10 protein-coding genes are annotated in these 13,141 nt (G+C 28.4%); 5 read left to right on the forward strand and 5 right to left on the reverse strand.

Features of this window, described 5'->3' with window-relative positions; genetic code table 11:
* Nucleotides 1-50: 50 nt before the first annotated feature.
* The 3 genes from KGF46_RS06895 (at nucleotide 51) to nhaC (ending at nucleotide 5,028) form a co-directional block, all read left to right on the forward strand.
* Nucleotides 51-2,162 (forward strand): sigma 54-interacting transcriptional regulator, encoded by a 2,112-nt coding sequence (locus KGF46_RS06895; protein WP_227827500.1) that lies wholly within the window; start codon nucleotides 51-53, stop codon nucleotides 2,160-2,162.
* 232 nt (nucleotides 2,163-2,394) lie between these two features.
* A complete protein-coding gene (locus KGF46_RS06900) occupies nucleotides 2,395-3,561 on the forward strand; it encodes a MalY/PatB family protein (RefSeq protein WP_227827501.1) in 1,167 nt (388 codons plus the stop codon).
* Between the two features lie 24 nt (nucleotides 3,562-3,585).
* On the forward strand, nucleotides 3,586-5,028 hold the full coding sequence (gene nhaC / locus KGF46_RS06905) for a Na+/H+ antiporter NhaC (protein WP_227861884.1): 1,443 nt from the start codon (nucleotides 3,586-3,588) through the stop codon (nucleotides 5,026-5,028).
* Between the two features lie 361 nt (nucleotides 5,029-5,389).
* On the opposite strand, the gene KGF46_RS06910 is transcribed toward nhaC, so the two are convergent.
* The 3 genes from KGF46_RS06910 to KGF46_RS06920 all read right to left on the reverse strand — a co-directional run bounded on the left by KGF46_RS06910 (nucleotide 5,390) and on the right by KGF46_RS06920 (nucleotide 9,223).
* On the reverse strand, nucleotides 5,390-6,817 hold the full coding sequence (locus KGF46_RS06910) for a cell wall-binding repeat-containing protein (RefSeq protein WP_227861885.1): 1,428 nt from the start codon (nucleotides 6,815-6,817) through the stop codon (nucleotides 5,390-5,392).
* A gap of 112 nt (nucleotides 6,818-6,929) precedes the next feature.
* On the reverse strand, nucleotides 6,930-7,862 hold the full coding sequence (locus KGF46_RS06915; RefSeq protein WP_227827504.1) for a DUF1177 domain-containing protein: 933 nt from the start codon (nucleotides 7,860-7,862) through the stop codon (nucleotides 6,930-6,932).
* A gap of 299 nt (nucleotides 7,863-8,161) precedes the next feature.
* Nucleotides 8,162-9,223 carry a DUF917 family protein gene (locus KGF46_RS06920; protein WP_227827505.1) on the reverse strand — a complete coding sequence of 354 codons (1,062 nt, stop codon included), beginning with the start codon at nucleotides 9,221-9,223 and terminating at the stop codon, nucleotides 8,162-8,164.
* A 171-nt stretch (nucleotides 9,224-9,394) separates the two neighbouring features.
* Here KGF46_RS06920 and KGF46_RS06925 point away from each other — a divergent pair, with 171 nt between their 5' ends.
* Nucleotides 9,395-10,264, forward strand: a complete 870-nt coding sequence (locus tag KGF46_RS06925) for a LysR family transcriptional regulator (RefSeq protein ID WP_227827506.1) — start codon at nucleotides 9,395-9,397, stop codon at nucleotides 10,262-10,264.
* A 122-nt stretch (nucleotides 10,265-10,386) separates the two neighbouring features.
* Here KGF46_RS06925 and KGF46_RS06930 read toward each other — a convergent pair whose 3' ends face one another.
* Nucleotides 10,387-11,193, reverse strand: a complete 807-nt coding sequence (locus KGF46_RS06930) for a nitrilase-related carbon-nitrogen hydrolase (RefSeq protein WP_227827507.1) — start codon at nucleotides 11,191-11,193, stop codon at nucleotides 10,387-10,389.
* A gap of 13 nt (nucleotides 11,194-11,206) precedes the next feature.
* Nucleotides 11,207-12,439, reverse strand: a complete 1,233-nt coding sequence (locus tag KGF46_RS06935) for a cytosine permease (RefSeq protein ID WP_227434502.1) — start codon at nucleotides 12,437-12,439, stop codon at nucleotides 11,207-11,209.
* Nucleotides 12,440-12,945: 506 nt separating this feature from the next.
* Between KGF46_RS06935 and KGF46_RS20020 the strand changes: the two genes are divergently transcribed.
* A complete protein-coding gene (locus tag KGF46_RS20020) occupies nucleotides 12,946-13,077 on the forward strand; it encodes a hypothetical protein (RefSeq protein WP_255619150.1) in 132 nt (43 codons plus the stop codon).
* The last annotated feature ends 64 nt before the right edge of the window (nucleotides 13,078-13,141 follow it).

Raw genomic sequence — 13,141 nt, forward strand, 5'->3', positions numbered from 1 at the left:
TTTAATTGTTATATAATCTAAAATAAGTCAAATTTGTATGAGAGGTTAAAATGAAACAAATAGAATTAGCTATTGTAAGCTTAAAAAAAGATGCTGGAAAAATTTACGAAGACCAAATAAGACAATTTCTAGGTAACAATATAAAAATAAACTTATACTCATTTGAAGAGGGAAATCTAAAATTTTTTAAAGAAAAACTAATCCTTTTATCTGCTTATTTAAAATATGATGAAATAGCAAAATTATCTCATCATGATGCTCAAATTATCGTTCCTAAGTTGACATTTGAAAAGAATAGTATAGATATGATATCTAAATTAGAAAAAAATAAAACTATTTATGTATATAATCTAAGCAAGGATATGTCTATAGAGACAATCTCTTTAATACATAGACTAGGAATAGATAATATCAATATCTTACCCTGTTATCCAGAAATAGAATTTACTCCTACAGATGCCATAATTCTAACTCCTGGAGAAAAAATCTTGCCTAATTTTAAAAATTGTGAAGTTATAGACTTAAAATATAGAATAATAGATTTAAGTTGTATTGTTGAAATTGCCACAAAAACTAAGTTAAAACATCTAATAAAAGATGACTTAATAAAAAAATATGTAGAAAAAATAATTCCTACAAGCTATAGTACAGGCGAATTATTGTTAGATGCAAATAAATTTGAAAGGCAATTTGATTTGTTGTTATCTATAATTGATGATGGAATTATATGCACAAATAATGATGGAATTATACAATTTTACAATCATATCGCTAGAAAAATTTTATCTATAAATGCAAATGAAATGATTGATGTATTTATTGGTGAATGTATAAAAGATATTAACTTTCAAAACATATTAAACAATAAAACTCTATTTTATGAGAAATTAATTAAGATAAATCATATTGACATAAATTTAGAGATTAAACATATACAATTGAATGTATTTGATGGTTTTATATTAAAGATGACTAAGTTTTCTCAATTAGAAAAAAAACAAGCTAAGCTAAGAGCACAACTAGTAAACTCTGGTAATATCAGTAAGTATACTTTTGATGACATATTAGGTTCTAGTATACAAACTATTAATACTAAAAAAATTGCCAATAAAATGGCTCAATCAAACTCATCAATCTTAATAATTGGCGAAAGTGGTACTGGTAAAGAATTATTTGCACAATCTATTCACAGTGCTTCTAAAAGAAATTGTGGACCTTTTGTAGCAGTAAATTGCAGCACTTTTCAAGAAAGTTTATTGCAAAGTGAATTATTTGGTTATGATGAAGGTGCCTTTACTGGAGCTAAAAAGGGCGGAAAAATGGGTTTATTTGAATTAGCAAACAATGGAACTATATTCTTAGATGAAATTGGTGAGATGGATTTAAATTCTCAATCTAAATTGCTCAGAGTTATACAGGAAAAACAAGTAAGGCGTATTAGTTCAAATAATGTTATTGACATTGATGTAAGAATAATTGCTGCTACTAATAGAAATTTAAAAGAACTTGTATCTAAAGGTAAATTTAGAAGAGATTTGTATTTTAGGTTAAATGTTCTTCCTCTTAAAATACATCCTCTTAGAGAAAGACCTGCTGATATATTTGAAATCTTCGAATCACTAACGTATGATATACCATGCAATTTTAATCTAAGTGACGAAGTTAAGGAAATCTTCAAAATATATAAATGGGAAGGAAATGTAAGAGAATTAAGAAACTTAGGAGAATATTTCTGTTATCTAGGAAAAGATGTTATAGAAATATGTGACTTACCTGAATATATATTAGATACTATAGATGAAAATTATAGCAAAACTGTTTGTAATAAAGTAACAGAAAAAATATCTAAATACCAATTTAATATTAATAAAGACAAAAACTTCATCAAACATGACTATAATTTTAAAAGACCATTAGATGAATATATCTTTATATTGGATAATTTAAATAAAGCTTACGATTTAAAAGAACGAATTGGTAGAAAAAGCTTATACAAAATAGCTTTAAACGAAAATAGATTTTTGACAGAACAACAAATTAGAAATATACTTTTGGAATTACAAGAATTTGGATTTGTAAATATACTTGTTGGTCGTGGTGGTTCAGTTATAACCCTTAAAGGAATCGAGTTTCTAAAAAAAATAAATGGGTTTAATAATTAAAACAGTTCAACCATTTAAACCTATTTAATTGTATTTTAATAAATTTAACAATTTTTTAAAATAACCTTTTCCAAATAAAATTAAATAAATTTAATAATTTCATATCTTCCAACCTCTGGTATTACTTAATATCACGAATTAATTTTTAATTAAATATTTTTAATATCTATTTTGGCATATTGCTTGCTAAATACTATAAGTATAAATTTAAAAATTACTGGAGGTATTTATAATGAATTACAATTTTAATGAAATTATTGATAGAGGTAATAATTTTTCAGCTAAATGGTCAGAGATGGATAAAAAATATGGTACTAATGATTTACTTCCTATGTGGGTAGCTGATATGGATTTTAAAGCTGCTCCGTGTATAATTGATGCCTTAAGACATAGGCTAGAACAAGAGATTTACGGTTATACAACAAGACCAGATTCTTACAATGAATCTATAGTGAATTGGTTGGATAAAAGACATAATTGGAAGATAAAAAGTGAATGGTTAGTTTATAGCCCAGGTGTTATCCCAGCAATAAGCCTTTTAATAAATGAGCTTACAAAAGAAAACGATAAAATAATGATACAGGAACCAGTTTACAGCCCTTTTAATAGTGTTGTAAAAAATAATAATAGAGAACTAGTTATAAGCCCACTACAAAAATTAGAAAATGGAAACTATATAATGGACTATGAAGACATTGAAAGTAAAATCAAAGATGTAAAATTGTTTATACTTTGCAATCCTCACAATCCAGTTGGAAGAGTATGGACAAAGGATGAATTAAAGAAACTAGGAGATATTTGCCTTAAATACGGTGTAAAGGTTATATCAGATGAAATACACAGTGATATTATATTTAAAAATCATAAACATATACCTATGGCATCTATATCTAAAGATTTTGAAAAAAATACAATTACTTGTATGGCACCAACTAAAACTTTTAATATAGCAGGTCTTCAATCTTCATATGTTGTACTACCTGATGAAAAAGATTATAAATTGTTAGATAATGCATTTACTAGAATTGATATAAAGAGAAATAACTGTTTTAGTTTAGTTGCAACAGAAGCTTCATATAACAATGGTGAGCCTTGGCTAGAGTCATTCTTAGAGTACTTAGAATCTAATATAGATTTTGCTATAAAATATATAAATGAAAATATGCCAAAACTTAAAGTCAGAAAACCAGAAGGTACTTATTTATTATGGGTAGATTTTAGCCAACTTGGATTAAGTGATGAAGAATTAGAAAATCTATTAGTAAAAAAAGGTAAAGTTGCCTTAAATCAAGGAAGTAGTTTTGGTATTGGAGGAAGCGGATATCAAAGAATAAACTTAGCTTGTCCAAGAAGCATGGTTGAAGAAGCTCTTATAAGAATAAAAAATGCAATTAACTAAAAACATTTAAGGAGAATTTGCGCTATGAAAATAGGTACAGAAAGAAAAAGACCTTCATTTAGATATTCGTTATTAGTAATGCTTGCGATAATAGCTTTAACATCGGTTGGTATAGTTCTATTTAAAGCTTCTATAACTACAATGTTTTTACTTTCATGGCTTATAGTAGTTCCAGCAGCTATGAGACTTGGTTATACTAATGAAGAAATAGAAGCTTTTGGATTTGAAGTTGGTAAAGATGCCTTTCAATCAAATTTAATTATACTTTCTGTTGGGGTACTAATAGCAGCTTGGATAGCTGCTGGTACAATCCCAACAGTAGTATATAGTGGTCTGACAATAATAACACCTAAGTATTTTTTACTTACAACATTAATAGTCTGTTCACTTACTTCTGTTGCTACTGGTACATCTTGGGGAACGCTTGGAACGTCTGGTATGGCAATGATGAGTATTGGTACTAGTATGGGTATTCCCCTTGGCTTAACAGCTGGTGCAGTCATATCCGGTGCTTTTTTTGGAGATAAAATGTCTCCTCTATCCGACTCTACAAATCTAGCTGCTGCGGTTTGTAAAACAGATGTAATTACTCATATGAAACACATGGTTTACACAACAGGACCTGCATATATAATATGTATCGTTTTGTACACTGTAATTGGGCTTAAGTATTCAAATAATACTATTGACTATGTTCAAATAAATCAAATCAAAGATGTATTAAATTCAAACTTTCATATTGGTTTAGTAGCAATGATTCCAATACTATTCTTATTATTACTTTTATTGTTACAAAAGCCTCCTATTATATCTATATTAAGTTCAGCTATTATGGGGCTTATTATAGCTGTAATTCAAGAAGGAGAAAAAATAGGTGATGTCTTAAATTACATGTTATCAGGATTTACTATAGACACAGGATTTATTTATGCTGATAAATTATTAAATCGTGGTGGAATAATGAGTATGGCTGAAACCGTTTTACTAGTCTTTGTAGTTTTCGTTATTGCTGGAATTCTCCAAAAAACTGGATTCTTAGAAGTATTACTTCAACCAATGATAAATAAAATAGGAAAATCAAGAACTAAGTTAGTTGGCTCTACTTTCATAGTAAGCTACTTTGCAAATGCATTTAGTTCATCCATGATGTTCACATCAGTATTTGTTGGAACTTTAATGTCCCCAATATATAAGGAATTTAGGCTAAAACCACAAAATTTATCTAGAATTATAGAAGATACAGCAACCCTTGGCGGTCCATTAATACCATGGAATTCAAATGCTGTTTTCTGTGCCCAAACTCTTGGCGTAAGTCCACTTGAATTTATTCCATACTGTTTTCTAAGTTGGATTACGCCTATAATTTCATTTATTTATGGTGTCACAGGTTTTACCATGCTTACATATACAGATGATGAAATAGAAGATTTAGAAATATCTACTACTATGCAGAGAAGAGTTGATTAAAATATGCATTTTAAATACTATTACTTAATCCAAGATATTATAGGTGTATTATTGGCATTTATAGGGCTTCGAATGACCATTCTCAGTTTTAAAATAATATCGATAAAGGGTATTTCAATAAATACAATTTTAATTCTAATTAAATACTGTTTATTTACAATTGCAGGGATAAATCTATTGATATTCAATTTTGGCATTAAACATTGGATTTTAAGTATTTGTATATTAATAATATCTACAATAATAACTCCTAGAATTAAGTTATCAAAATAGAAATCATTATTAAAATCAACATTTCATAATAATAAAGAGACTGCCATTAATATTAAGACAGTCTCTTTATTATTTATTATCTATAAGTTTAGATAACTGGTGTATCAGATAGGTAATCATTACTTACATAGCCATATCCACCATTATATTTTATTTTTACCCATCCAGTAGCAAACATTTCTACAGTTTCTACCTTACTTCCATATGGAAGTTGTCCTATTTTTTCATCTTCCGTACTTGGTCCTTTTCTAACATTTAGACCATCTTTTTCTTTTACATATTTTATCTTAACATTTTCACTATTATTATTAGGTTTATTATTTGTTAGATAAGACCCACTGACATATCCAATATCGTCATTGTATTTTATCTTAACCCATCCCGTTTTTAGTACTTCTAAAACTTCTACTTCATCACCATTATTTAGATAACCTACTACAGAAGCTTCTATTGTAGCATCACTTCTTACATTTACTTTATCTGTATTAGCTACATACATTACTTTCTTACCAATACTACTTCCTTGTAAAGCTTTTAGCTCTGTAAATGCATTTTCATTTCCACCACTACCAACCTGAGTTATAGCAGTCGCCTTTTTATTTGTAAACATACTCTTTTGAGTTGCACTCAATTTATCTCCTACTATAAGTACTGGAGAATTTTCTTTTGATGCTAATACACCTACTGCTAGAGCATCTATAAGTTGATTTTGTTTTTTCATTCCATCTTTAGCTACAAATACATTATCTAAATTATTTGATGTATAAAATTTTTCTATTACTTTTCCATTTGTTTCATTTCTATCTGCTCCACCTATTCTTTCTGAATTTGGCAGACTTTGTTTTATTTTATCTGATACAGCATTAGTAGAGCCTATTATGTATGACTTACTTATATTTTTAGAGGCTATAAAATCCTTAAAACTAGACACTCCAGATGCATCAGAAACTGGAAGTATAACCATACCATTAGTAGCAGCTACAGAAGCTATACTAACTGCATCTGCAAGACCTGTATATCCATTTATAACAGCTATTTCTGATATGTCTTTTAAACCTTCTATCTTTTTAGCTATGTTCAAAGCTGTCTGATGTCTGTCACTACCACCAATTCTATCAACTGTTAGGTTATTAGATTCTAGTTGTTTTTGTACATTGTCTGATACAGAGCCAGATAGTCCAATTATATAAACTTTTTTAACACCTAATCTTTCTAATTCTTTCTTAGTTTGCAAATTTAAATTATTTTTTTCTGTAAGTAGTATTGGAGCGTTCTTTAATTTAGCAAATGGTGTAACAGATAATGCGTCTACAATAGATTCACTATTAACTATTACAGCCTCATTTGCACTACTCCAACCTTCTTTACTTACTTCAATAGCTGTCTGATATCTATCCTTTCCTATTAAAGTATTTTCTGTTGCCGTTCTTCCCATTTCATTTGCATATGATATTGATGATAAACTTAAAACTAGAGATAAACACAATACTGATGATATTGATTTTGTTAATTTCATATTAACTCCCCCTAAAATTATTGTATCTACAATTTTTATTTACTCTAAATATTATATCACAATAATTTAACCTATATCATCTATTCTAAAGCATCAATAAAATACAACTTTATTATTCTCCAAAAGTTTGAAACTTATCTAGGCTTCCATATCTATTCATTAGAATATCCCATTCATGCTCATCATAAAACTCACAATTTCCACTGCTATAGTATTTTGCTACTTCAACAACAAATCTTCCTGCACTTTCTAAATCAGAATAATTACTTGCTCCAGTTGCACATCCAGCAACTGTTGTCTCAGTTGTTATAGCAACTCCTACTACAGGTGCTTTTGTAGCTACAGCTGGCTGAAGAATACTATTTATATGATATAAACCATTTCCATATGGAGTTATATCTTGTATTGACACAGGAAATACATAAGGAAGTCTTCCTGTAGTAGTCTGCATTATATCTAATAAATCATTACTTGTTTTTAGAATATATCCTTCTTTTATTGTAGGAGATATAGCAAATCCTCTTGTATTTATAACTCTATTACCTTTAGTTGTATCTATTGATAATATAGCATCACAACTTAAATCAACTTCGTTTTCATTCATAGTTCTCATGTCAATTGGAGAATCCATAAATGGAACTGGTTTATGTTCTTTAGTAGGTGCATCTGGACATATGTGAGTTGAAACTATTACATCTCCATCAATAAAATCTCCCTTATTATGCATGTCCAATAATTTTGCTCCTACTGCTATTGCTACTAAAGCTCCATCAGCATCAGAAACCATACCTATCATTTCTGGTCTCGCTCCAATACCTCCTAGTCTTCCTAAGACACCTAATGTCTTAGCTGTTCCTCCTGATGATTTTCCATTTTTACCTTGTATTGTAAACTTTACTAAATCAGTAGACCCTTTTTCCGTACTTAAAGTTTTTACTAATATATTCTTCCCACCATAGCTTTCCAAATATTTTTTTACACATTCTCCATCTACTTCTGCGCTATCAATAATATCATAAACTTCCAAAATTTGTTTTAACATCATATTTGCTCACCATCCAATTTTATTTCTTTTATTTATAATTTTTGTGTAAATATTTTTCCTTTTATTTTTATAAATATTACAGCATTTTTTTCTTTTATTTATATCTTTATAAACTTTTTCCTATTGTTTCACTTATTTTATTTGAGCTCTTATAAACTTTTTCTTATAATCTTTCATATCTTATTTATTTTTATAAACTTCTTCCTAAGTATTTGTTTTATTTATAATTTTATAGGTATTGTATTGCTCTTTAAATTTAATTAATTTTAATTCTTCAATCAATTAAATTACTACACATCCTAATTAACTCCAATTATTTTTTTATTTAATATATCTTCTATATCTTTTAATAATTCTTCTTGTGTCATTGTTATTGAAAGTTTTAAATTTTCTTTAGAAGTTTTTATTAAAACTATCTCTTGCCCTTCTCTGATTTCTGCTGATGTAACAGGCATACTTGTGTTTTTATCAAAAGTCATAATTAAATCTGGAAACGTTGCTATTCTATTATTGTCTTTATCTATTGTCATATATTCATTCCAAAAAGTTACCTCATAACCATTTACAATCAATTTACCTACATCAAATCCACCTGTAGTTTCTAACTCTAAAGTTTCTATTGTTCCTTCTGAAACTACCTCTCCATTCAAAAATTCGACAACGTTGTTTATTGCTTTATCTTTTGATATTTCTAGACCTAAGTAGAACTCTTTACCCAAATCTATTGCATGACTTATGCCTCCTATAGCAGCATTTTCTTTTACAACAGAAGCTTTTACAGGATTTCTAGCTACAGCAACTAGTCCTTCTGCTGCTACAGCACACTGTCTAACAAGTCCTGCTGTCTTATTTAAAGAACCCTCTACAAATCCCTCTATATGATTATCAAGTTCTGGATTTCCACCAGACACAGCTTGATAAGACTTATATGTTTTATCTCTATGTAATCCAAGGCTTCCCATCAGGCCTGTTGGATGGGCTCTACCATTACAAGGTGCATCTATTAGTGGTATTTTAAGCACAGAAGACTGAAGCCATCCATTTATTGTTGCACACCCTCCATTTTCATTAGTAATAATACCTTGTATATCTAATCCTAGTTTATCAATAAATATTTTGACTGTGTTTATATAATCATCATTATCAGCATACTTAAGTGGTGCTGCTGGAGCTCCTACTGCAGATACATTTAAAACAATTTCGTCATCATGTAATTCATCTATACTTATTAGCTCTGGAAACCCATATTGTAAGGCATATTCCCCCATATCTCTTCCACTTTCCTTTGCACCGCCACCTCCTCCACCTAAAATTGTACCTCCTATTAAAGCATATTCTAATATTTCCTTAGTTAACTTCATATTAAATATCTCCTTTATTAGTTAGATTATGTAAATATATTAGTAACTATTTAAATAACTTTATGATATATTATAGTTTATTATACAAGCTTTGTATTATAATGTATAATATATAATTAATTATCAAATTTATATAATTCAAGTTATATTAAAAGAGGTGTATTTTATATTATGGATTTATTGCATCTTAAGTATTTTCAAACTGTCGCTAGAATGGAACACATAACAAAAGCATCACAAAAACTAAACATAGCACAACCAGCTTTAAGTAAAACCATATCTTCTTTAGAAAAAGAACTTGGAGTTCAGTTATTCGATAGAAAAGGAAGATATATTGTACTAAATGAGTACGGTAGATTATTTCTAAAAAGGGTGGATAGTATTTTAGATTTAGTAGAAATGTCAAAGAAAGAATTACAAGATATTTCCTTAGAAAACTCTGGTGAAGTAAAAATATTAGCTACAGCAGCTGCTAATGTATTACCACCACTTTTGAGTAACTTTAGAAAACTATATCCTAATATTACCTTTAATGTTTCACATACTCTACCATCTTCTTATAAGAAAAGTGATTTTGATTTGTATATATCTTCTTCATTTACAAAATTAAACTCAGAAAATAATATAACATTAACCTGTGAGGAAATATTATTAGGAGTTTCAATAAACCACTCTCTATCCTTAAAGGATGGGGTTTATCTAAATGAAGTTTCAGACGAAAACTTTATCGTTATAACTAAAGGTGAAAATTACAGAGAAATAATAGATATATTATGTGAATCAGCTAATTTCAAGCCAAAAATAGCCTTTGAATCCGATTCTCCATATACAATCTATGCTCTTATAAAATCACTTCAAGGAGTTGGATTTATATGTGGAAAATCATGGGGCTTATCTCGAGACCCTGAAATTAAACTATTACATATAAAAGATATTGAATTTAAAAGATATTTAAATCTTTCATGGTTTAGTGAGAATTATGCATCTAAAGCAGTCTTATTATTTAAAGACTTTCTTATAAACTATTTCAAAAATCTTTAAACCAAAGCTGGTATTATTAAAGAGGATATATCAAACAGAGTTAATAACTTTATCTTTAACGTTTGACATATCCTCCTATTTTTATTTTTTATCGAAATTGTACCTTAACATATAATGTAAAATTATATATTGTAACTATTTTTTCTGTCCTTTAAGTAGGGAATATCATTCCTATATTTTTCTATTTCATCTAGGTCAATCTCTTCTAATATATATTTTTCTCTATATGTATCTAATTGATTTATTATAGTTCCTCTAGGATTACATATTTTACTCTTTCCAAACAGTATCAAATTAGGGTCATTACTTACTAAGTTCACTCCTACTGTATAGACAGTATTTTCTAAAGCTCTTTGAGATACGTTTAAATCCCACATATCTTCATCTTGTATTCTCCATGCAGAAGGTATAAATATTATTTCAGAGCCTTTTAATGTCAATTCTCTAGCAACTTCTGGGAATCCTGCATCATAGCATATCATCACACCAAATTTACCAAAGTCTGCATCATATACATTTACTTTTTCCCCTGCTTTAAAGTATACTGCTTCCAATGACCATAGGTGATTTTTACAGTATTCCCCCATCAGATTACCCTGTCTATCGAATATAACAGCTGAGTTGAAAACATGTGTAGAGTCCTTTTCTAAAGTTCCATATGGAGATATTAGGTATACATTATTTCTTTTAGCTGCTTCTGACATTGATTCTTCTATGTATTTGTTATGTTCTCTTATTAGGTCTAATGTTTTAATTCCGCCTAAATATTCTAAGTTATATCCTGTAGCAAATAATTCTGGCAAACAAATAATATCTGCACCTTGATTTCCTAAATCATCTATCATATCTACTGCTTTTTCTATATTTTTTTTAACATCTCCAAGTACACTATGTTGTTGAATTATACCTATTTTCACTTTGCGACTCATACAAATTCCCCCTTTATTTATCTTTACTTCCAAAACATTTCATTAGTATATAATAAAGAATCATACTCACTACGATTCCATTTATTGGTGGTATTAAGAAACTTATTTTTGAAGTATAATATGATGCTGCAAAACCAATCAACCAACTTATTACTGCAATCCAATTTATTCCTTCTCTGTGTTTATAAGTTCTTCCTTGTATAAAATAATATTCACACCACATAATTCCTGCTATAGCTGGAACTGCTATTCCTAAGAAAGATAAGAATGATTGGAATTTGAATATTATACCAGTAGCTGCTATTGTTGTACCTATTAGACCTGCAACCAAAGTTAATACATTTCTCTTTACATTTGGAAAAATAGTTTTTAGTGCCAATCCACCAGAATAGGCATTTGATACATTGGTTGACCAAGATGCAAGTATTAAAATAACAAATGCTATCCATCCAAACCCTAAATTAGCCAATACTTCTGTTATATCCCAAGTAGGAGCACCCATAGACATTACACCTGCTGCAACTTGTTGGAACAATGAAATAATACCTAATCCTAAAAAACCAATTATCCAAATATCTTTTACTCCTCTTGTATATCTTAATTGGTCAGGTGATATAATCGCACCGACTATGATAAGACCAACAACCATATTTAATCCTTCAACCATGCTCATTGTTGTCTGAGGAGTGTAATTGTAAATGGCTTCAACTCCATAAGTAGAAAAAGCTTTAAAAACTCCCCAAGCCATTAATATTATAAGTGGTGGTATAACTAAGTAATTAAACTTAGCCATTGCCTTAAAACCATACAAAGCAAAAACTACCATTAATAATCCAAGTATAACTGTGACTAGTGTTAAGTTTACACTTGGAAATATTTTTTGTACTGATAATCCAGCAACTCCTGCTTGTACACCAAACCAACCAAAGCTAGTTATTCCAAGCAATAGAGATATAAGATATTTTCCACCTATCTCTCCAAATGCCCCCTTAGCTAATACATATGTATTTAACCCTTCTTTGCAACCAATATAACCTTGTATCATAATAATTGCGACTAATATTAAGTTCCCTATAATTGATGTAATAATCATATTGGAAAGAGTCATTCCTAAAATTAAGGTTCCTCCAACCATTAATTCTGATATGGCTATATTAGAGCCAAGCATATTAAATAATGGAGCTAACCATCCAACTCTTTCCTCTTTTGGAACTGGATTTAAAACTAATTCTTCTCTCTCTTGCAAGATTATCCCTCCCTTTCTTTGTAAAAGAATCTTTTCTACTTTTTTCTACATTTTTTTCATGCTTGATAGTTTTTTTTCTTTCTATAATTATAATTCTACTCTACAAAAAAGTATAATATATAGTTTATTATCAATTTGATATAATTTAAGTTATAGATAGATAAATGGTCTAAAATTATTATTTAAATTTAGACTATTCACACATAATTTAAATTTATTTCAGTTTTATTAGAATTATACTTTTTTTATTAAAATTTTATAACATATAATTTATTCTCAAATATTTTTTATAAACGCTTATAAATACTTCTAATTTCACCTATTCTAACTTATTTTTAGTGAATTTATTACAACTTTACTAATGAAATTTAGTCTAAATTTTCTGATTATTACTATAAAAATAGTTTTTCAAACAAAATTTACTTAAAAACAAATTCACGATAAAATTTTTAAATATAGTATTTTTGTTATAGTGAATATAAATATAAAGAAGGATGTGTAAGATTATGGTTAAAAGACCAAAGATAAAGATAACTTTAATAGATAAAAAAGAAAAAGGTGCTTGCCATTATGGGCATAAAATTAGTAATTCTTTTAGATTTATTTTTTATTCAAAAAGGGAGTCGCCTATTTTTTAGTGCGACATCCCCCTTTATAGGTTTCAATTGTAGAAAAGATTATCAAAAATCATATTCATAATTT

The organism is Clostridioides sp. ZZV14-6153 (genome assembly GCF_020657855.1).
Classification (GTDB): domain Bacteria; phylum Bacillota; class Clostridia; order Peptostreptococcales; family Peptostreptococcaceae; genus Clostridioides.